The 21,882-nt window shown below is 39.2% G+C and carries 15 protein-coding genes; 14 read left to right on the top strand and 1 reads right to left on the bottom strand.

The genetic code is table 11. The annotated features are described in order from the left end of the window. Nucleotides 1–35 precede the first annotated feature (35 nt). The 3 genes from QT16_RS19725 (at nucleotide 36) to QT16_RS19735 (ending at nucleotide 5,222) form a co-directional block, all read left to right on the top strand. On the top strand, nucleotides 36–941 hold the full coding sequence (locus QT16_RS19725; protein ID WP_039490368.1) for a GGDEF domain-containing protein: 906 nt from the start codon (nucleotides 36–38) through the stop codon (nucleotides 939–941). A 163-nt stretch (nucleotides 942–1,104) separates the two neighbouring features. Beyond that, on the top strand, nucleotides 1,105–2,466 hold the full coding sequence (locus tag QT16_RS19730; RefSeq protein WP_039490370.1) for a hypothetical protein: 1,362 nt from the start codon (nucleotides 1,105–1,107) through the stop codon (nucleotides 2,464–2,466). A gap of 125 nt (nucleotides 2,467–2,591) precedes the next feature. After that, a complete protein-coding gene (locus tag QT16_RS19735) occupies nucleotides 2,592–5,222 on the top strand; it encodes a DUF2339 domain-containing protein (RefSeq protein WP_039490373.1) in 2,631 nt (876 codons plus the stop codon). A gap of 132 nt (nucleotides 5,223–5,354) precedes the next feature. Here QT16_RS19735 and QT16_RS19740 read toward each other — a convergent pair whose 3' ends face one another. Beyond that, a complete protein-coding gene (locus QT16_RS19740; protein WP_039490375.1) occupies nucleotides 5,355–8,795 on the bottom strand; it encodes a PAS domain-containing hybrid sensor histidine kinase/response regulator in 3,441 nt (1,146 codons plus the stop codon). A 414-nt stretch (nucleotides 8,796–9,209) separates the two neighbouring features. Here QT16_RS19740 and QT16_RS19745 point away from each other — a divergent pair, with 414 nt between their 5' ends. From QT16_RS19745 to fba, 11 genes are all read left to right on the top strand, one after another. Beyond that, nucleotides 9,210–9,473, top strand: a complete 264-nt coding sequence (locus tag QT16_RS19745; RefSeq protein WP_002961535.1) for a DUF4212 domain-containing protein — start codon at nucleotides 9,210–9,212, stop codon at nucleotides 9,471–9,473. 10 nt (nucleotides 9,474–9,483) lie between these two features. Further along, on the top strand, nucleotides 9,484–11,208 hold the full coding sequence (locus QT16_RS19750) for a sodium:solute symporter family protein (protein WP_002961534.1): 1,725 nt from the start codon (nucleotides 9,484–9,486) through the stop codon (nucleotides 11,206–11,208). 123 nt (nucleotides 11,209–11,331) lie between these two features. After that, nucleotides 11,332–13,170, top strand: coding sequence for a DUF294 nucleotidyltransferase-like domain-containing protein (locus tag QT16_RS19755; protein WP_039490378.1), 1,839 nt, complete (start codon nucleotides 11,332–11,334; stop codon nucleotides 13,168–13,170). A 15-nt stretch (nucleotides 13,171–13,185) separates the two neighbouring features. Then, nucleotides 13,186–13,809, top strand: coding sequence for a 3'-5' exonuclease (locus QT16_RS19760; protein ID WP_039490380.1), 624 nt, complete (start codon nucleotides 13,186–13,188; stop codon nucleotides 13,807–13,809). A 135-nt stretch (nucleotides 13,810–13,944) separates the two neighbouring features. Then, entirely contained in the window at nucleotides 13,945–14,994 is a 1,050-nt protein-coding gene (locus QT16_RS19765) for a DUF262 domain-containing protein (protein ID WP_039490382.1), read from the top strand. Then, the gene (locus QT16_RS19770; protein ID WP_039490385.1) at nucleotides 14,987–15,607 is read left to right on the top strand and encodes an MAE_28990/MAE_18760 family HEPN-like nuclease; all 621 of its coding nucleotides are present in this window, start codon (nucleotides 14,987–14,989) and stop codon (nucleotides 15,605–15,607) included. Before QT16_RS19765 ends, QT16_RS19770 begins: the two co-directional genes overlap by 8 nt. A gap of 144 nt (nucleotides 15,608–15,751) precedes the next feature. Further along, nucleotides 15,752–16,480 (top strand): SIMPL domain-containing protein, encoded by a 729-nt coding sequence (locus tag QT16_RS19775; protein ID WP_039490390.1) that lies wholly within the window; start codon nucleotides 15,752–15,754, stop codon nucleotides 16,478–16,480. 74 nt (nucleotides 16,481–16,554) lie between these two features. Beyond that, nucleotides 16,555–17,217 (top strand): peroxiredoxin-like family protein, encoded by a 663-nt coding sequence (locus tag QT16_RS19780; RefSeq protein ID WP_002961530.1) that lies wholly within the window; start codon nucleotides 16,555–16,557, stop codon nucleotides 17,215–17,217. A 178-nt stretch (nucleotides 17,218–17,395) separates the two neighbouring features. Next, nucleotides 17,396–18,412 (top strand): erythrose-4-phosphate dehydrogenase, encoded by a 1,017-nt coding sequence (gene epd, locus QT16_RS19785; protein WP_002961528.1) that lies wholly within the window; start codon nucleotides 17,396–17,398, stop codon nucleotides 18,410–18,412. Between the two features lie 64 nt (nucleotides 18,413–18,476). After that, nucleotides 18,477–19,652, top strand: coding sequence for a phosphoglycerate kinase (locus QT16_RS19790; protein WP_039490391.1), 1,176 nt, complete (start codon nucleotides 18,477–18,479; stop codon nucleotides 19,650–19,652). A 201-nt stretch (nucleotides 19,653–19,853) separates the two neighbouring features. Next, a complete protein-coding gene (fba, locus tag QT16_RS19795) occupies nucleotides 19,854–20,918 on the top strand; it encodes a class II fructose-bisphosphate aldolase (RefSeq protein WP_002961523.1) in 1,065 nt (354 codons plus the stop codon). Nucleotides 20,919–21,882 lie beyond the last annotated feature (964 nt).

Here is a 21,882-nt window from a genome sequence, read left to right on the forward strand (position 1 = left end):
TTTCAAATGAAGTACTGAAAAACCTAGCAATTAATATGATTGAAACAGTAAAACTTACCGTTAAACTTTCTAACTTTTATAAAATGCCTTTGATCAATAAAGTTTTAAGTTTAGCTTTATTGATCTATATTGCTATTTTTTCAGCCTACTCCCTAACTAACTTTCCTCCCTTACAAGTTCAAAACAATGTGTACGGTTTTACTACCGATTTTATTAATTTAATTGTCATTATATTTCTGTTTTGGATGGTTCAATGCTCTGAGCTATCTAAAAAAGCATATATTTTTTCTAGTTTTGGTTTATTACTATGGAGCATTGGCACCACGGCAGACGTGCTTGATGAGTTAGTTGTGCAACCTTATTGGATAAGTATTTATTTTGAGGACTTATGCAGAACCAGCGGCATGCTTTTAACTTCCTATGGTTTATTTAAAACTATGCGCTTTGTACAAAGTATTAATAACCGATTAGCGCGTGAGCTCATTATTGACGATTTAACCAAGGTACATAATAGACGTTATTTTTATCAGCACGCTAAAGATGCTCAACACTCACCTTACGTTATTTTAATTATCGATATAGACCACTTTAAAATGATTAATGATGAGTTTGGTCATGATGTTGGTGATGTAATGCTTAAAGAACTAGCAACTAAATACGACAATGCTTTTACGCACCAAAACAAATTTGCTCGCCTCGGTGGTGAAGAATTTGGTGGCTACTTGCCTACAAATAATATGACGCAAGCGTGTGATTTTTCGCAGCAATTAATTGATCTTGCGCACACCATAAATATTCAAAACTCTCGTCACCTAACAGTAAGTATAGGTGTTGCAATGCAAACGCCTAATGAGCCTTTAGATAAAGTAATGAAGCGCGCTGATCAAGCTTTATATTTAGCTAAGAAGAGTGGCCGAGATCGTTTTGAAATTGCCCCGTAAGCGTTTTAATTACATAAGAACACGTCCTTATTGTTTGCACATTTACTACACTTTTTAACGTTTTCGTAAGGAAATGTCAGTGAGGGTAATGCTTTGTAAATCATGAAATTAAAATAGAATGTTTGGGTCATAATGGGGATATTAATAATAAGGAATAATCTTAATGACCAACTCCCTTTTAAAAGCTGCATTACCTTTAAGTCTAATTACTATTTTGTCGGGCTGTGGCTCTGACGATAGCTCAAGCTCTACAGGTTACATCCAATTGTATAACGGCTCTTACAATAGCCCATACACACGTTTGTTTGTTGAAGAAACAGAGCGCTCAGGCGCTGATTTTGCTGATGTAACTACTCGCCATAACTACAGCACAGACACTTATGATGTAAGTTTTGAGTACCTAGATGCTAACGACAGCTATATAACAATTAGCGATCAAGAAATTTCTATTAAGGGTGATAAAACACAGTTAGTAGTAATGAGTGGTAACTTTGATGAGCCTACATTTACAGAGCTTAGCGTACCTATCTCAAGCGATACGGGTGAGTTTAACTTAGGGTTTTACAATATTGCAGGTGAGGATACTAACTACGATATTTACTTAGCAACTGATGATGGCGTATTTGAAAGCGCGACACTTTTTTCATCGGCTCAATATTTAAGTGAGTTAGATCTGCAAAGCGTTGATGAAGGTTATTACACTATTTACATAACAGAAGCGGGCAGCAGTGATGTTGTGTACGAGTCGTCATCTGTTTATTTATACGATGAAGCAAGTTATGTAGCAATGATCCGCCCAAGTTATGCAACAGAAGAGGGCGGTATTACGCTTGATGTAGTAACCGATAATAACTACGTTACTGAGCTTAAACATCAATCTGCCCTAGGGCAATTACGTTTTATAAATACCGTTGATGACTACTCGCCAGTAAGCTTTTCTGCTACACGCGGTACAACTGTAAATACAACAAATACAGTCACTAGTGACTCTTATACCGATTATGTTGAACTTTCGCCTAATAGTTACAGCGTAGCGATGTACGACGAAGAAGGTACAAAACTAGCTGATAACTTTTTAATGACGCTAGAGCGCGAGCAAAGTGCGGTGGGTATTTTCTATAACGACGTTGATAACGGTTTACGTATGATGAGCGTTGAAGAAAATCTAACACCAAGCAGTTACAGCCATACGGTATCGGTTGTAAACCTAATTGAAAGCTACGCAGGGCAGTCGGTTTCAGATGTAGATGTGTACTTTACACTTAACGGCGAAACGGTAGACGACACCAGTAACGTAGTCGATGGCCTAGATAAGTATGACCAAGAAGAGCAGGTTGTAGATAACGAAATTTACACAGTTTATGTTGTTTACGAAGACAACGGCCAGCAAATTGTGCTTATTCAACAAAGCGATATGGACTTTACACAAGAGGGTAACTACATATTGATTTTAGAGCATGATGAAACAACAAGCTCAGGTTATAAGATGACCCTAGAGCGCACTATTACTGATAGTGTTGAATAAACCTAAGCATATTAAGTAGCATAAAGCCTAAGCACTTTAAGTACTTAGGCTTTTTATTGAACAAAATTTACCTACTCATTAATAATTAGGTACACTCAGGGCATAATAATTAATAAGAGTGTGCCATGGATGATTTAGTTGGGTTAGCCGTCATAGTAATACTGGTTGTAGTTGCGGGTGCTATTTGCGGCTTAATAGCGCTAGTGCAGTTAAATGGATTAAAACAAGAAGTTGCTGTTTTAAGGGCCAAAATAACACATCTACAAACACATAAATCGATATCGCAAAGTGAACCTCAAAGTGAAGCATCTACGGCTCAGGCAGCGCTTTCAAGATCAGAGCCAATTGCTCATAAAGCACAGCCAAGCTTAACGTCCCAAAACGCGTCACCACCTTTAATAAATCAGCCATCAGCGCCTCCTAAAAAAGCCAAACCAGCTGAAGCATCAGCCATAGAATTACTATTTAATAAATTACGCGCAGGGTTTGAAGAGAACTGGATGACCTGGATAGGCGCAATAGCGCTTGCGTTTGGGGGCATATTTTTAGCTAAATACAGCCTAGAAGCGGGATTACTATCACCTGTAATGAGGCTGAGTTTAGGTGGATTATTTGGGCTTAGCTTAATTGCAGCCGCAGCTTATTTACACCATAAACGCATTGTATTTGAAGGCTTTAATAATTACATACCCGCAGCGCTTGCAAGTGGCGGGTTTATTACTTGTTTTGCTTTAACGCTTTTAGCTTACAGCAGTTACGACATGCTGAGCCCTACCGTGGCATTTTTTACACTGGCAGTTATTGCAATTAGCGCAAGTGCTATGGCGCTTAGGTTAGGCCCATTATTGGCTGTATTGGGTATTATTGGCGCTTATAGTGTACCAATATGGGTTAGCACTGGCAGCGGTAACTTGTTTGCATTATTTATGTATGTTGGCTTTGTAAGTTTGTCGGCTGCGTTAGTTGCACATAAAGTGCAGCGAGCTTGGTTGTGGTATTTATTATGGGCAGGGCATATTGGTTGGTATTTAGTTGGTTTTACGCTACTTGAAGTTAATACCGTTTGGTTAATGGGGGCATTTGCTTTACTTAGTATTGTAGGGTTAATTGCTATACCGCGCTTAGGTCTAAAACTGAATGTTATTGAACATCGCCCGCACAGTTTAAAACGTTTACTTAAAGTGCTTCCAGATCATGCATTATTACTCGCCTTTATAGCACCCTTAATATTTACAATGCTAATAAGTCACTTTGATATGCAGTGGCAAACAATCGGCGTGTTGAGTATTGTATTGGTGTTGTTTTTAGTCCTTAAAAATAGCCGTTGGGATATTTGGCAGGGCGTAGCGTTAGTTATTTCAACGCTATTAGTTATAAGTGCTGAAAGCACGCATCTTTCGCCAAACCTATTTGATGACGCCCTCTTTATATTCAAAAATGAATACGGTTTGGGTTTATTACTCGGATTGTTACTTACCGCTTTTGGGCTCTATTACGGTAAAAAACAGATTAAGCGTTTAGCGTTTCATATTACGGGAGCATTTAGTGCATTTGTAATGATAGCGACTTTATATACGCTTATTCCTAATTCTGCGTTAAGTACAGCGTATCCGCTTTGGGCCGTTGTATTGTTTATAGTGGCAGCTATTTTAATAAATCTCGCGCAGCATAATACAACGCTATTTCAGCGTTTTACTTATTGGGTAGGGGCTAATGCCAATATTACGTTAGCAATTACCATGCTATTAAGTGACAGCGGCCTAACCATTGCACTTGCTGTACAAGTATTACTTATAAGCGTACTTATTAAGCGCTATAACGTGCCTATGCCACATTGGCCTATAAAAGCCTTGGTTGCTGCGTTATTACTGCGCTTAACGCTTGCGCCTTGGACACCAAGCTACGATGCGTTAACGGTATTTGGTTTGCATTGGAGTATTGTGGTTTATCCGTTATGTATTGCGTTATTTTTTGCCGCAGCTAAGTGCTTTGACTCATCAAAACTTAAAATATGGCTCGAAGGTGCAGCTCTTCATTGTTTAGCGCTTTTTATTACTACCGAAACAAGTTATCAGCTAGTAGGGCATTATCCGCAATTTGATTCACTTAACTTTTACGAACAAATACTCCTTACCTGTAACTGGCTGGCATTAGGGTGTGTGTATTTACATAGAGCAAAACTTGCCGGTACTTTAGCTAAGTTATATAAAGTGGCGGGTTTTGCACTTGCGGGGTTAGCAGGGCTTTTTGCTATTAAAACACTGCTTGACGATAACCCATTATTTGAATCACTTTTCATAGGTGAGCTGCCAATATTTAACTGGTTATTACTATTGTGGTTAGTACCTGCAGGATTAACGCTTTGGCTGGCCAAGCTTGTAAAACCAATAAATGCTAAAGCTACGCCATTTATATTGGCCGTTGCGGGTGGCTTTATATTATTGGCAATAAACAGCTTTATTCGTCAGTACTGGCAAGGTCCTTACATATACTTATCAAAAGGGGCGAGCAATGCAGAGCTCTATAGCTACTCTGTTATTTGGTTAGTATTGGGTGCGGGTACTGTTATTTTTGGGCATTTAAAAAATCAATTATTAATACAAAAAGTAGGCCTAGGCATACTAGCTGCAGTTATTGTTAAAGTGTTTTTAATTGATATGGCTAACTTGGAGGGCTTACTTAAAGCGCTTTCGTTTATTGGATTAGGGCTTTCGTTGGTGGGGTTAAGTTGGTTGTTCCAAAAGCTTAGAAGCTGAGTAAATCAAGTTTAACTTTATGAATACTTTATAAAGCAAAGCCCAGTGAAGATACTGGGCTTTTTGTTTTACGCTATTACTTGATAGCTTTTAACTAGAACACTTTTAACTAGAATACTTTTTACTAGCTTATTATGTACTGTGATTAAGCAGTGCCTTTAGTTTGCCCGGTTTAATTGGCTTACTTAAATAATGAATATTAGCGGCTTTGGTTTCTTGTTTAAGCTCGGTGTCGCGCACTGCGGTAATTAAAATAGCAGGGACTTGGCTTTGCCAAATTTCGCGCAGGGTTTTAATTAGCGTTATGCCATCGCAGTCGCTACCTAATTGATAGTCCATTAAAATAACATCGGGTGCACCGTTTTCTTTAGCATGCGCCAGTACATTATCTACGTTATCAAAAAGGGTGTAATTAGCTTGCCACTTTTTAAGTAAGCTTGCCATTGCTGCTAAATTTTCAGGGTCGTCGTCTACGGCAACAATATTAATTGCGGCACGGTTTTCTATTAAGCTGTTTGTAGTACTTTTTTGTTGTACAAATTGCTCTTCGCCATAAGGTACTTCAATGCTAAAGCGGCTACCTTTATTTGGCTCAGAATGCACATCAAGCGGCAAACTTAATAAGTCAGCCATACGTTTTACCACACCTAGGCCTAAGCCTACGCCTTTGTTATCGCCCGACTCAACACGGTAAAAGTCGTTAAATATTTTAGCTTGCTCTACTTCGCTAATACCTGGGCCTGTATCCCATACTTCTATTCGTAAATTGTGCTTTCGGTTCCTGCAGGCAATTAATACACGGCCATTGTCGGTGTATTTAACTGCATTAGAGACCAAGTTTTGAATAATTCGGCGCAAATAGGTTATATCGCTGTGCACAATTTGTTGGTTTGAACGCACACTAAGCTTAAGGCCTTTATCACTTGATAAAATAGCGTATTCACTTTGTAGTGGCGCTAAAATATCTTCAATATAAAAGTGGCGAGGGGTAGGGGTCATAGCGCCTTGCTCAAGCTTAGCTATTTCAAGCAATGCCGACATTAAATGCACGGTTGAATCGAGACTGTCGCCTAGTTTTTCAAAGCTGTTTTGGTTAGTGCTGTCGAGCTGTTTTTCGTCAATAGCGGCAAGGTATAAACGTGCTGCATTTAACGGCTGTAAAATGTCGTGGCTCGCCAGTGCTAAAAAGCGCGTTTTACTGTCGTTGGCTTGCTCTGCTTCTCGTTTAGCTAAGGTAAGTGCTTGCTCGGTTTGTACACGGCTATCTATTTGAGCTTGTAAGTCTTTATTAATAGTTTGCACTTCTTGAGTACGTGCTTCTATGCGGTTTTCAAGATCCATGTTTACTTCTTCAAGCGCATTTTGCGTACTTATGTGGTTTGTAATATCTGAAAAGCTGGTAACAAATCCGCCATCGGGCAGCGGATTACCAATCATTTCGTATACTTGGCCATTACGACGGTGGCGAATAAAATGATGCGAGCTGCCATATTTTAAATGCTGTACACGTTTTTCTACTTGGCGTTCTATTTCACCGGGGCCACATTCACCACGGTTAGCGTTGTATCTAATAATGTCTTCTATGGGTTGGCCTACTTCTAAAAAGCCTTCAGGGTAGCCAAACATTTCATTGTAGCGTTTGTTCCATGCAACGAGTTTTAAATCTTTATCAACAACTGAAATACCGTGGCTTAAATTTTCGAGTGAGGTAAATAACAGGTTTTGATTAAATTGCAGCGCTTGTGTGGTTTCGTCAAAAAAGTTTACTACTTCTTCAAACGCCATACGTTTACCCGATGATACCGTATGTATTAATGCTTGCGCTGACGATGCACCAAGCACGCCTGTTAACGCGCGTTCGCAGTAGGCTATAAATTCAGGCTCTGGGTGTGCGTTGTTATCGCTTAAATGATGGGCGAGTGCGTAATGGGCCAATACTTGTTGGCTGCGCTGAATACCTAGAAATGTTTGCAGTAGTATTTTAAAGTCGTAAACGGTGGCTTTTACGTCTTTATTTAAGCGCCTTGATAAAATAGCCTGATCTTTAGGGTTAACAAAAGCAGCGGCCTGAATTTTATCAATTAAGCGCTCCTCAGCCCCAAGTGAAAAACTAATATAACAACCAATATTGGCAAACAAAGCTATCAAGGTTCCACGCGTTATAAGCGTTTGTTGCAGCTCGCTATCAAGGGTTGTGCCGGCATCGAGTATTGGCAGCATTAAAAATAGTATCCAGCAAATAAAGCCTGCTACTAAACCCGCATACACCCCATAAGCATGACCTTTTCGCCAATATAAACCACCCACAATAGAGGGCAGTAATTGGGTAACAAGTGAAAACGCCACCAAGCCCATACTGGCCAGTGCGCTACTATGGCCAAACCATTGCTGATAAAAATAGGCCAAAATTAATATGCCTGCAATAGCAAAGCGCCTTACAAGTAATATACGAGACTTATAACTGCTGGTAATTAAGTTACGTTTAAACTTTCTACGCAGCATTAACGGCAGTACCACATCATTTGAAATCATCGTGCTTAATGTAAGCGTTGCTACCACTATCATTGCGGTGGCGGCCGATAGTCCACCTATAAATACAAAGGTAGTTAAAAAGGCGTTGTCGTTAATTAGTGGTAGGGCAAGTACAAAGCTGTCGGGTGAATAGCCGCTGCCAATTTCAGGATGAATGGCCGCAGTTGCGATAGGTAAAATCATTGCGGCTGTTAGTAGTAAATACAGCGGAAAAGCCCAGCGAGCGGTAAGTAAGTGGCGTTTGTTTTGGTTGTCGACCACGGTTACATGAAACTGGCGAGGCAAACATATAATAGCTGCCGCAGCCATTAAAGACTGACCAATAAAGTTAAAGCTAAAAAAGTTAAAATCGCTCCAGTGATCCCAAATCGACTCAGTTACTTTGTTCGTGGTGGCTTCGGGTAAATTAAAAAGTGTAAATACTGCAAGCCCCGCAACGGCAATAAGAGCAATAAGTTTGATCATAGATTCAAATGCAACAGCGAGCATTAAGCCAGAGCGATATTCAGTTACATCAACTTTGCGAGTACCAAAAAATATAGCAAATAAAGCCATAATTAGTGTGGCAGAAAGCGCGAGCATATCGCCGGATATTTTATTACTGTTTTGCAAAAGTAAAAAGCTTGTACTAAGCGCTTTTAATTGCAGTGCAATGTAGGGAATGGTTGCCAGTAATGCGATTACAGTAACCATTATTGCTGTAGTTTGACGTTTGCCGTAACGAGCTGAAATAAAGTCAGCAATAGTCGTTATATTTTGTTTTTTACTTACCAGTACCAGCTTACGTAAAAATCCTTGGCCGAATAAAAACAGCAACGCAGGGCCTAGTAATATTGGCAAGTAACTCCAACTGCTGGTGGCGGCTGTTCCCACCGAACCGTAATAAGTCCAAGAGGTACAGTAAATCCCGAGTGAGAGTGAATACACAAATGGGTGATGGCTAATACGCTTTGCCAAAGGGGTTGTTTTATCGCCCCAATTGGCAAGCCAAAACAGCACACCTATATAACTTAAAGCAACAATAATGAGTACGGCAGTCATGTTGTTATTAAACCTTATTATTTTAAATAGTCCCTCATCCCTATGAGGGATTAACACAATACCAGAACTGGGGTTAAGTGTGAGGGTTGAATTTAAAATAAAACTTTTATTTTATTTATATCTTATTGAATATTAACAGTAAAAATAAAACACCCTTGAGCATTAGACTAATGTCGCATTAATGACCAACTTATCAATTTAATCATAAAGCCAGCTTACAAAAACAGCCTAAGCAATTGAAATAATATAAAAATATATAAAACACGCTTGAATGATAAATACAGTTTACGTAAACGTTAACAAGCTGTTACGACTATGGTCTCAATTCAATATGTAACCAGCGTTGCTAAATTGGTAAGCGAAGATAAAAAACCACTCATCGCGATATTGCGGTGCTTAAAGGGGAAAACAAAAATGGCTTTTAAAGATGAAGAACAAGCAAAAGCTTATTGGGCAGAAAACATTTCGCTGTTATTTAAACTGTTAGCAGTGTGGTTTGTCGTGTCTTTTGGCTTTGGCATATTACTGGTTGATGTACTTAATGAAGTACGTTTTTTTGGGTTTAAACTTGGCTTCTGGTTCGCCCAGCAAGGCGCGATTTATACCTTTGTTGCTTTGATTTTTGTGTACGTTTTCAAAATGAATACGTTAGATAAAAAATACGGCGTAGACGAATAGGAGCTAAGCAATGGATGTTCAAACACTCACGTTTTTAATTGTTGGTTTAAGCTTTGCGCTTTATATCGGCATAGCAATATGGGCCCGAGCGGGTTCAACCAAAGAGTTTTATGTAGCGGGCGGCGGCGTACCTCCTCTTGCTAATGGTATGGCAACAGCTGCCGATTGGATGAGCGCCGCGTCGTTTATTTCAATGGCGGGTATTATTTCGTTTGCAGGTTACGATGGCAGTGTTTACTTAATGGGGTGGACAGGTGGTTATGTACTATTAGCCATGTGTTTAGCGCCTTACTTACGTAAATTCGGCAAGTTTACTGTGCCAGACTTTATTGGCGACCGTTACTATTCACGTACCGCGCGTTTAGTTGCTATTTTTTGTGCCATATTCATTTGTTTTACTTACATAGCAGGGCAAATGCGTGGCGTAGGCGTTGTATTTTCACGCTTTTTAGAAGTAGAAATTGAAACCGGTGTTTACATTGGTATGGTGATTGTATTCTTTTATGCGGTACTTGGCGGCATGAAAGGCATTACCTACACACAAGTAGCGCAGTATTGTGTACTTGTATTTGCCTACCTTGTACCAGCCATTTTTATCTCGATGATGATGACGGGTCATTTCTTCCCGCAAACCGGTTTTGGTGCCACATTGATTGGCAGCGATGGCGTGTACGTACTTGATAAACTAGACGGCTTAAGTGCTGAGCTTGGTTTTGCACAATATACCGAAGGCTCTAAGAGCATGATTGACGTATTTGCTATTACTGGTGCGTTAATGGTAGGTACTGCTGGTTTACCACATGTAATTGTACGCTTTTTCACTGTACCTCGCGTAAAAGACACGCGTATTTCTGCAGCATGGACGTTAGTGTTCATTGCGATTGTTTACACAACAGCACCTGCGGTTGCAGCCTTTGCTCGCGTAAACATGGTTGATACTATTAATGGTAAAGACGGTAGCGGTACAGCTTACGCAGAAGCACCAGGATGGATTAAAAACTGGGAACGCACAGGTTTAATTACATTTGATGATAAAAACGGCGATGGCAAAATGTTCTACACGGCGGGTAAAATCACCGATCCGAACAGTGCTAACGAAGTAAATGTAGACCGCGACATTATGGTATTAGCAAATCCAGAAATTGCTAATTTACCAGCATGGGTAATTGCACTAGTAGCTGCTGGTGGTATTGCCGCTGCATTGTCTACAACAGCAGGTTTACTACTGGTTATTTCGACCTCCGTTTCGCACGATTTACTCAAGCGAACCCTCAAGCCCGATATTACCGACAAGCAAGAGTTACTTGCAGCGAGGTTGGCAGCCATGGTCGCTATTGTTATCTCCGCGTACTTTGGTATTAACCCGCCTGGATTTGTGGCATCGGTAGTGGCATTTGCATTCGGCTTGGCGGCAGCGAGTTTCTTCCCAGCAATTATTATGGGTATATTCTCTAAAACAATGAACCGAGAGGGCGCAATTGCAGGCATGGTAACGGGTATTGGCTTTACCGCTGCTTATATTATCTTCTTCAAGTTTGTAAGCCCTGAGCTTAACAATCCTGAACATTGGTTTTTAGGTATTTCGCCTGAAGGTATTGGCTTAATTGGTATGATTATTAACTTTGTAGTAGCTGCAGTTGTTCTTAAATTTACTCAAGCTACACCTATTGAAATTCAAGAAATGGTAGAAGGTATTCGTAACCCTAAAGGGTCAGCTGAAGCGCACGATCACTAGGCAACATTTACAGATATAGTAAAAAAATATAAAGCACCAAAAGCCCGACTTTAGTCGGGCTTTTTATTTGTTTAATAAATAAGTACATTAGATTGGTACATCACCATTTAAAGAGCGAATACAATGAGTGTAGAACAACAAGAGATAGCCCAATACGTTTGTTTGCAAGCGCCTTTTACTATGCTTGATAGCAGCGCATGCGAATACTTTGTAAATCATCTTGATATTATTTACCTTACCCGCGAAAACCAAACTCAGTGGTTACAAAGTGAAAACCCTAAACTATTTTTAATTCGCTCTGGTTTGTACGACCTAGTTGATGGCAAGGGCGATGTTGTTACGCGCTTAGCGCAAGGTGACTATTTTGGTTTTCCGTCGCTGTTAACCGGTGAGGCAATTCAAAATAGGTTAGAAGTACAAAAAGAGGGCATAGTGTATATGCTCTCTCAAACGCATTTTGATTTTTTACGCAGAGAATATAAATCGTTTGAGCAATACTTTGTACGCGCTCATGCTAACCGGTTGTTGTCATCGCATTATAAAAGTAAAAACGATAGCTGGTCGGAACGTAAAATATCAGAGCTGATGACGCGCACAGCAATTACGCTTACGCCCGATGCAAGTATTAGGCAAAGCGCTAAAAAAATGAAAGAGCATGGCGTCTCGTCAATAATGATAACGCAGCACGCGCACTTAGTAGGGGTGGTGACCGACCGCGATTTACGCAACCGAGTACTTGCCGACGAGGTAGATCCACAAGACGCAGTAAGCAGTATTATGACCGCCAAACCTAAGTTTATATTTGAAAATAACCGGGTGTTTTCGGCGCTGCACTTAATGCTTAAATACAATATTCACCATTTGCCTGTGCTTGACGAAAACCATAACCCGATAGGGATGATAACCAGCACCGATTTACTGCGCCAACAAAAAAGTGACCCCGTACAGCTTATTGGGCGCATATATAAAGCGCACACTGTTACTGATTTAAAACGCTACGCTAAAGAAATTCCCGAACTTTTGCGTAGTTTTTCGTACAACATTGACGACATATCGCTAATTGGTAAATTACTCAGTGGTTTAACCGATGCGCTTACATCGCGCCTGATTCACTTATTTCAAGAAGAGCATGGCGCAGCGCCAACCAGCTTTAGTTTTATTTGCTTTGGCTCGCAAGCACGCGAAGAACAAACCCTGCATTCAGATCAAGATAACGGCTTATTACTCCCTAACGACTTAACCACCGAGCAACACGCTTACTTTAAAAGTATGGGGGAGTTTGTATGCGAGAATTTAGTTGAGTGCGGCATTAGGCGTTGCCCAGGTAATATTATGGCAAGCAGTGATGAGTGCCGTATGAGCGTAAACGACTGGAGCGAGCGCTTTTTTAAATGGATAAAAAGCCCCACACCCAATGCGATGCTTAACTGTAAGATATTTTTTGACCTGCGATTTATTGAAGGTTCAAACGCTTTATACACAGCTTTTTGCGAGCAACTAATTCGTATATCGCGTAACGACTTATTCTATGCCGCAATGGCAACCGACATAAGTAGCAACAGCGTGCCAATTGGTTTATTTAATAAATTTAAAACCGAAAAAACAGATCAAAATAATAAATACATAGATTTAAAAAAACGCGGTGTTGTAATTATAAATGACATAGTGCGGTTATACGCTTTAAAAGCGGGTATTAGGCGCGCCAACACGCAAGAGCGGTTGGACGCACTACTAAAACATAAACTGATCAGCAAAGAAGATATATACAACCTAAAAGACTGCTGGCGGTTCTTAACGCAGCTTCGTTTGAGTACACAAATAAACGAAGAGGGCTTACCGAGTAATTGTATTAATCCTAATAAATTAAACTCACTAGAGCGCCATCAACTAAAAGAAGCGTTTTACCTTGTTAAACAAGCGCAGCAAGCCGCCGCGTTTAAGTTTGCTCGCGGCAGTTTATAATGATGGATTACTAACATGGTAAAAAAGCTGCTCACTCGGTATTTAAAGCGCCGTAAATTACTAGGCAAAAATGCCTTACAACAACGTTATTTGGTGATTGATTTAGAGCTCACTGGCCTTGATGCAAAACAGCACGAAATTGTATCGGTAGCGTGGGTGATAATAGATAACCAATGTATAAAAATGAGCGAGTCGCAGCACCTTATAAATAAAGACGTAAAAAACCTTGAGCAAAGTCCTGTTTTTCATGGGATTAGCGATGATGCTATAGCAAAGGGGCTAAGCCTAAACAGTATATTAATGCAATTAAGTAACCATTTTAGCGACTGTATTTTAGTGTTTCATAATGCCATGCTCGATTGGGGCTTTTTAAAAACAGCGCTTAAAAATGCCAATATAACTATACGGCCTAAACTGATACTCGACACACTGCATATTGAGCAAAAGCGCTTACTCCATCATTCAACTGAAATAAAACAAGATGATTTAACCCTTAATGCTTGCCGCACACGTTATGAGTTACCAAGCTATCATTGCCATCATGCACTGACCGATGCACAAGCCACCGCAGAGTTACTGCTAGCCCAGTGCCATCAAATAAGCCGTGGCAAAGAGTTAAAAGTAGGCGAGTTGATGTAGGTTGGATAGAGGACAGCGACACCCAACGATAAAATGCCTTAAGGGTTAACACCGAAGTTTAATGATAGACAGTTTACTTTTTATTTTCATGGTGTGATTATAGAAACATATTAAATTCACGTAAGGAGTTGTGAAATGACAGCAGTAGAAGAAGTAGTTGCACAAAAAAGAAATACACTTAAAACAGATCGCTTAGATATGTCATTCGGTGAATTAATGAATATGTTTGAAGATGAAGAGCTTTACATTACACCTGAGTATCAAAGAGTATTTAGGTGGTCTGACTTCCAACAAACAAGATTTATAGAATCTGTCCTACTAGGAATTCCTATCCCACCTATTTTTGTTGCAGAAGATGATGATGGAAAATGGGAAGTTGTTGATGGACTTCAACGAATTTCAACTATTTTCTCCTTTTTCGGTTTATTAGAAAGCTTGCCAGAAAAAAATAATTCAACCTTGACTGAAGGTGAAATGGTCCGAGAGCTCGAAGGTATTACGATTAACACATTACCCATAAAGTTAAAGACAACGATAAAGCGATCTGTTTGTCGTGTGGAAATAGTTAAATGGGATAGTCAAGAAGATATAAGGTATGAGTTATTTAATAGGTTAAACACTGGTGCTAGTCCGCTTTCGGAACAGGAAATTAGAAATTGTATTTTCAGAGCATATTCTGTCGATTTGAATCAAATATTGCGTGATATTGCGGAGTATCCAGTTTTTCAAGATTTTATAAGCCCTACAGAGACTAAAAAAGAGCAAATGTTTCTAGAAGAGTTAGTTCTTAGGTTCTTTGCTTTTAAAAATTTAGATCAAGAATTTAGAACAACAGTGCCGCAGTTCTTAACTGAATTTATGAGAGATGTATCTAAAGGTGAGATCGAGTTTGATTTAATTAAGGAAAAAGAATCTTTTATAGAGTTAATAACTATATTAAATGAGAAATATGGCAGGACATTGTTTAGGCCTAAAGGTAATTTTTCTTTACATATATTTGATTCAATCGCTTATGCGTTACCGAAAGTATTGACTGATTATTCTGCGAATAAAGAAAAGATGTTCGAGCTAATAGATACTCTATTAGAAGATAGCCAGTATAACAGTATTGGTACTAGTACGTTCTCTAATAAACGTATAAAAAATAGAATGAACAGAGCCCTGGAGATATTTACAGGTGCATAGAGTTATTGAAGAGATTAACGATAGTAATGCATGGCGTGATGGGGAGTTTGCTAAGTTTAAAGTTAACGCTTTAGAGGTTGAAGATGGTTTGTGGTTTCGAATGTGTGTTCCTATGATTTATGCTCATTGGGAGGGCTATGTTTCGAGCTCTTTAAAAATATTGATTGAACATCTAAATAAATTAAATTTAACACCGTCTGATATCCCGTCAAAATTAGTCGTAATTGGTTTGGGCGATACTTATAAAACACTGAGTGGGAAACAGTCATTTGAGCAACGCATTAAATTCACAAATACTTTTAAAGAATTATTTGAAAAAGTAATTAAATTTAATAAAAAAATTGATACGAAATCTAATCTCAGAAGCAATGTTCTTGAGGAGCTATGTACTATGTTTGATTTTGATTTTAGTAAATTCAAGCATTGTACTAGTGTGATCGATAGGCTTGTTAACGTTCGAAACAGTATTGCTCATGGGGAAAATTCATTTGTTATAACCGCTGATAATATTCAGCTATATATTGATAATGTAAATACAGCAATGGACTTATTTCTAAATGAAATAAATAATTTTTTGTCAGAAGAAAAATATTTATTAAATAAAAATATATAATTTGAAAAGGTCATTACTTAAAGTATTAACGCATATGGGATCTGCTTAGATGTTTTAGTAATAATATTTATATATTAATAGTTTATAAGCTTTAGTGTGCACCAGATCATTAAATGCACACTAAAGCCACTTCAAGGAACGAACATGAAACTCATCACTGCCATTTTCTTAACCTTATTCCCACTTATCACTTTTGCCAATTCAAGCTTGCCTACAAGCCGTCAAATTTCGGTTCAAGGGACTGCAGAGGTGCTTGCCATTCCTGATATAGCTAAAATACTATTTCAAATTATAAGTATTAAAAACGAACCTTTAGCAGCTAAGAACGATCTTGATAATAAAGTTAATTTACTAATTGACGGACTAAGTCAATTTGAAATAACTGCCGATGATGTAGTCGCCTCAAGTGTTAAAGTTGAAAAAACGGGTATGGATTACATTGAAACAGGGCATCAGGCTCCCGCTGAATACGCAGCTATAAGGACCTTTGAAGTAACACTAAAAAATATTGAAAGAGTGAATGATTTAAGTGATTTTTTATTGAATTTAAAAGTAAATGCGATTCAAAATACTGAGTTTTTATCTTCAAAAGCTGAGCTGTTACAAGCACAAGCTACACAACAAGCACTTAATAACGCAAAAGAAAAAGCAAATATGCTTGCTAACTCCTTTGGTACAAAAGTGGGTGAAGTACGCACTATTAGCTCAACTCAAAAAAGCGTTTACAGTGGCTTTGGTGCAGCGGTTAAAAAAATAGATAGAGTAAATCCAATAAGCGATTCATTTCCTAAAGCTCGCAAAAATTATCTACAACAAACGGTAAGCTTTAAATCATCAATAAACGTGGTGTTTGATTTAGAAATAACTAACTAAAATTTTCATTTCAAATACATTTTCATAATGTAAGCTGGCTTTAAGTTTTTGATTAATTTGAAGGTAGCGATACTATGAGCGATGAAAGCAACACATTAAAAGCACAAACTGAGGCAAAAATAGCAGCAGGGCGTAAAGGTAATCCTGATTTTATGAAAGGTGTTGATGAAACGATTGCACAAGCAAAAGCGTTTCAACAAGGTGCTAATGCACTTGATTTAAACCAAATCGCACCAAGTTTTGAGTTACCAAATCAACATGGTCAATCGGTGCAGTTAACTGAGTTACTTGCTAAAGGGCCTGTGGTTGTTACTTTTTATCGTGGAAGTTGGTGTCCGTACTGCAATTTACAGCTCAAAGCGCTTCAAGCACGTTTACCTGAAATTCACGCATTAGGCGCACAATTGGTGGCTATTAGCCCGCAAGTACCCGATGGCTCAATGAACGAAAGCGATATAAGTAACATGGATTTTTTAGTGCTGAGTGATCAAAATGCCGATGTAGCAGCAAGCTACGGCGTAGCATGGCAAGTGCCCACATTTTTACTAGAGCATATGCGAGTAGACCGAGGCCTAGATTTAGAGTCGGTTAACAATGGCAATAGTAGTGTTTTACCGATCCCTGCCACCTTTGTTTTAGATAAACAAGGTAAAGTGACTTGGCGTTATGTTGATGTTGATTATCGTACTCGTTCTGAGCCAGAAGATATAATTAACGCTTTGAAAAATTTAGTATAAAAAACTTAATTTTAAAAGTCAGACCCCTCGAAGAGCTTGCAATGCCTAAGCTCTTTAACCTTAATTTAAAGTTTCTAATGCTTCCCTCTTATAATCAGATGCAAGGTCGATTACAATACAGACATCTAAAAGGCGTATTGCCTTTATCTGCACGCTAAAAGAGTGGATTTTATATTTCATGGCAATCAAACTTGCAATTAATGGTTTTGGTCGTATTGGTCGAAATATTGTCCGCGCGTTATACGAGTCTGGTTTGAGCGACGATATAAAAATTGTTGCGATTAACGAACTTGCTGATCCTGAAGCTATTGCTCATTTATTAAAATACGACACATCCCACGGTCGTTTTTCTTTTCCTGTAAAACTTGGTGAAGACACCATTAGTGTTGCAGGCGATACCATTGCACTTTTTTGTGAAGAAAACCCAATTGAATTACCTTGGCAAACGCTCGATGTAGACGTTGTACTTGAATGTACGGGTGTTTATCACTCGCGTGAACATGCGCAGTTACATATTACCGCAGGCGCTAAAAAGGTGTTGTTTTCGCATCCTGCCGATAACGATGTTGATGCTACGATTGTGTATGGCATTAACGACGATGAGCTTAAAAGCGAGCACACAATTGTGTCTAACGGATCGTGTACAACTAACTGTGTTGTGCCGGTTATTAAAGTATTAGATGATGCATTTGGTATTGAGTCGGGCGCTATTACAACGATTCATGCGTCGATGAACGATCAACAAGTGATTGATGGTTATCATCATGATTTACGCCGTACTCGCGCTGCAAGCCAATCAATTATTCCAGTTGATACAAAGCTCGCCCGTGGTATAGACCGTATTTTACCTAAATTTAAAGGCCGTTTTGAAGCCATAGCTGTACGTGTACCGACTATAAATGTCACGGCAATGGATTTAAGTGTAACGGTTAATACCGATGTAGATTTAAATGCAGTAAATAATGCACTTAAAGCACAAGCAAAAGACCGCTTAGAAGGTATTTTAAGTTATACCGAAGAGCCGCTTGTATCGGTTGATTTTAATCACGACCCACATTCTTGTATTATTGATGGCACACAAACACGTGTTAGTCATAAACGACTGATAAAGTTATTAGTATGGTGTGATAACGAATGGGGTTTTGCTAATCGTATGCTCGACACAGCGCGTGCTATGATGGCAGTGAATAAGTAATTTATTAATATAATAATTTTAAACGTATTTTTCAGGTTCAGTATCGTTAACTAAGGAGATGTTCATGTCGGTCATAAAAATGGCAGATTTAGATTTAAACGGCAAACGCGTATTAATTCGTGAAGATTTAAATGTACCAGTTAAAGCAGGTAAAGTGACGTCAGATGCGCGTATTCGTGCAGCACTACCTACTATTAAACTAGCCCTTGAGAAAGGCGCTAAAGTAATGGTTATGTCACACCTTGGCCGTCCTACGGAAGGGGAATACGATGAAGCGTTTTCGCTTGCACCTGTAGCTGATTACTTAAACGATGCTCTAGAGCAAACTGTACGTTTAGAAAAAGATTACCTAAACGGTGTTGATATTGCTGATAACGAAGTGGTTGTTTTTGAAAATGTGCGCTTTAACAAAGGCGAGAAGAAAAACGACGAAGCGTTATCTAAGCAACTAGCAGCACTGTGTGATGTATATGTAATGGATGCATTTGGTACGGCTCACCGTGCACAAGCGTCTACCCATGGCGTTGGCTTATTTGCTGATGTGGCATGTGCAGGTCCGCTGTTATCGGCTGAGCTTGAAGCGTTAGGCAAAGCACTTGATAATCCAGCACGTCCATTAGTCGCGATTGTTGGTGGTTCTAAAGTATCTACTAAGCTAACCGTTTTAGATTCACTTTCTAAAATTGTTGACCAATTAGTTACCGGCGGCGGTATTGCAAATACCTTTATTGCTGCATCAGGTAGCCCAGTTGGTAAGTCGCTTTACGAACCTGATTTAATGGAAGAAGCGAACCGTTTATGTGCAGCAGCGATTGCTAATAATGGTGAAATTCCGGTACCGACTGACGTAGTGGTTGGTAATGAGTTTTCTGAATCTGCTGTAGCTACGCTTAAAGATGTAAGCGAAGTAACAAGCAATGATATGATTTTTGATATTGGCCCTGATACAGCGAGCAAGCTTGCAAAAATTATTGCAAATGCAGGCACTGTTGTATGGAATGGCCCTGTTGGCGTGTTCGAGTTTGACCAGTTTGGTAATGGTACTCGTGCTATTGCACAAGCAATTGCTAACTCAAATGCGTTTTCAATCGCCGGTGGTGGTGATACCTTAGCCGCAATTGATAAATACGGCATTGCCGATAAAGTTTCTTATATTTCTACTGGTGGTGGTGCGTTCTTAGAGTTTTTAGAAGGCAAAAAACTTCCAGCAGTTGAAATGCTAGAGTCGCGCGCTAAGTAATGTTAGTAGCGTAAGGTGAGGGGGTAATAGCCCTCACCGACAATTAATTATTAAATACCTCTCACCCTAATTTAATAGTTAATTTAGACGGAATATTACTGCAAAGCAGTGGTTTTTCGTGGCGTTGTAGTAACGCCAAACTAACACATCCGTTCAAACTAGATGGTAGGGAACTACTGTCGATAAATTGGAGAATACCCAATGGCTTTAATCAGTATGCGACAACTTTTAGATCATGCAGCAGAGCATGGTTACGGCGTACCTGCTTTTAACGTTAATAACCAAGAGCAAATGCGCGCAATAATGGAAGCGGCTGACAAAACAAACAGCCCAGTAATTGTTCAAGGATCAGCTGGCGCTCGTGCTTACGCTGGTGCTCCATTTATTCGTCATATGATTTTAGCAGCCGTTGAAGAATGGCCACATATCCCAGTTGTAATGCACCAAGATCACGGCACATCGCCAGGTGTATGTCAGCGTTCAATTCAGCTTGGTTTTTCATCAGTAATGATGGATGGCTCGTTAATGAGCGACGGCAAAACTCCTTCAAGCTACGAATACAATGTAGAAGTAACGCGCGAAACTGTTGCTATGGCGCATGCCTGTGGCGTATCGGTTGAAGGCGAGCTAGGTGTACTTGGTTCACTTGAAACAGGTGAAGCTGGCGAAGAAGATGGCGTTGGCGCAGAAGGGTTATTAACAACGGATCAAATGCTAACAGACCCTGAAGAAGCGGCTGATTTTGTAAATAAAACACACGTTGATGCACTTGCAATTGCTTGTGGTACTTCACACGGTGCTTATAAATTTACTCGCCCACCAACAGATGACATTTTAGCGATTGATCGCATTAAAGCGATTCATGCCCGTATTCCTAACACGCACTTAGTGATGCATGGCTCATCTTCGGTTCCACAAGAGTGGTTAGAAATTATTAATCAGTACGGTGGCGAAATTCCAGAAACTTACGGTGTGCCAGTTGAGCAGATTGTTGAAGGCATTAAATTTGGTGTTCGTAAGGTAAATATTGATACCGATTTACGTTTAGCATCTACCGGTGCAATTCGCCGTCATATGGCGCTTAACCCATCTAACTTCGATCCACGTAAATACCTAGCTGAAGCGACTAAAGCAATGACAGAGATTTGCGTTGCACGCTATAACTCGTTTGGTACTTCTGGCCAGGCTAGTAAAATTAAGCCAATTTCACTTGATGAAATGCACCTTAAATACTTAAGCGGCGAACTAGACCCTAAAATTAGATAATAGATCAATTTATAATTGATCATTATTAGGGCCTGTTTATCTTTCGAGGTTGAATTTGCAGCAGTATGTTTGGTATTTAGGCAAGGCAGAGCCTATGCAGTGTGGTTATTCCCCTTAAATAGGCGATAACGTGGAATAAATGCCAAACATGCGCTGCCCGAAGGGTTCTGCCTAGGGGCAATTTACTCTTTGTTGCCTACATGGATGTAGGTAAGGGGCGTGAGCAGGACGCGGAAGCTTTGCTCGGTTTTTACTTAGCCCGCTAGGTTACAAACCTCACGCCGCGATTAAATCGCCCCTAGATTGAACAAATTTTAATCCTGAAAGGTCAACAGGCCCTAAGCCAGTAACTTTGTTGCTGGCTTTTTTAATGTCAGCCCTTTTTATATTACAGATTACGGTTTTTTGATCAGATCACTGCATTACCAACGCGGAATTTTGGGATCACGCATTTACTAACACAGCTTTTTCGGATCATTACTTTACTAAGCCAAATACACTTTAATGCTATTTTGGGCTCTGAGATAATTTGATCGTTATTTATTTGTATAAACAATCAACAACTTATGGCTTTGACTAGGTACAACTCTGATCTGAGGGGTGATCGGCTTGGTAAAAATCTGATCCTTTATTTGGGGCTTAGTAAAATTTAGATCTATTTTTGAACGTATTGTTTGTTACACAGGCGGGTTTGTTGATTTTAAAATGGCTTTAAAGCTACTTTTAAACGATCGATCTGTAAAAATGTCTTGGTTAGTAAAACAATGATCCCAGCTAGTTTAATATTGTTTAGTAGTTTAAATAGCGATACAAAAAAGATAATTTCAAAAAGTTAGCTATTACATAAATTTATCGTAAATCTCTTTTTATTACGTTAAATATTAAAAAGGTTTTAAAAATATGACGTTAATGAGGTTTTTTGTCACTAATTTGTGTTTTTTTTACCACCATTTTAATTTACACG

This window comes from Pseudoalteromonas distincta (assembly GCF_000814675.1).
GTDB lineage: Bacteria > Pseudomonadota > Gammaproteobacteria > Enterobacterales > Alteromonadaceae > Pseudoalteromonas > Pseudoalteromonas distincta.

Coding starts and splice junctions, on each gene's coding strand:
- QT16_RS19725 (WP_039490368.1), top strand. CDS start 36: ATGATTGAAACAGTAAAACTTACCGTTAAACTTTCTAACTTTTATAAA.
- QT16_RS19730 (WP_039490370.1), top strand. CDS start 1,105: ATGACCAACTCCCTTTTAAAAGCTGCATTACCTTTAAGTCTAATTACT.
- QT16_RS19735 (WP_039490373.1), top strand. CDS start 2,592: ATGGATGATTTAGTTGGGTTAGCCGTCATAGTAATACTGGTTGTAGTT.
- QT16_RS19740 (WP_039490375.1), bottom strand. CDS start 8,795: ATGACTGCCGTACTCATTATTGTTGCTTTAAGTTATATAGGTGTGCTG.
- QT16_RS19745 (WP_002961535.1), top strand. CDS start 9,210: ATGGCTTTTAAAGATGAAGAACAAGCAAAAGCTTATTGGGCAGAAAAC.
- QT16_RS19750 (WP_002961534.1), top strand. CDS start 9,484: ATGGATGTTCAAACACTCACGTTTTTAATTGTTGGTTTAAGCTTTGCG.
- QT16_RS19755 (WP_039490378.1), top strand. CDS start 11,332: ATGAGTGTAGAACAACAAGAGATAGCCCAATACGTTTGTTTGCAAGCG.
- QT16_RS19760 (WP_039490380.1), top strand. CDS start 13,186: ATGGTAAAAAAGCTGCTCACTCGGTATTTAAAGCGCCGTAAATTACTA.
- QT16_RS19765 (WP_039490382.1), top strand. CDS start 13,945: ATGACAGCAGTAGAAGAAGTAGTTGCACAAAAAAGAAATACACTTAAA.
- QT16_RS19775 (WP_039490390.1), top strand. CDS start 15,752: ATGAAACTCATCACTGCCATTTTCTTAACCTTATTCCCACTTATCACT.
- QT16_RS19780 (WP_002961530.1), top strand. CDS start 16,555: ATGAGCGATGAAAGCAACACATTAAAAGCACAAACTGAGGCAAAAATA.
- epd (WP_002961528.1), top strand. CDS start 17,396: ATGGCAATCAAACTTGCAATTAATGGTTTTGGTCGTATTGGTCGAAAT.
- QT16_RS19790 (WP_039490391.1), top strand. CDS start 18,477: ATGTCGGTCATAAAAATGGCAGATTTAGATTTAAACGGCAAACGCGTA.
- fba (WP_002961523.1), top strand. CDS start 19,854: ATGGCTTTAATCAGTATGCGACAACTTTTAGATCATGCAGCAGAGCAT.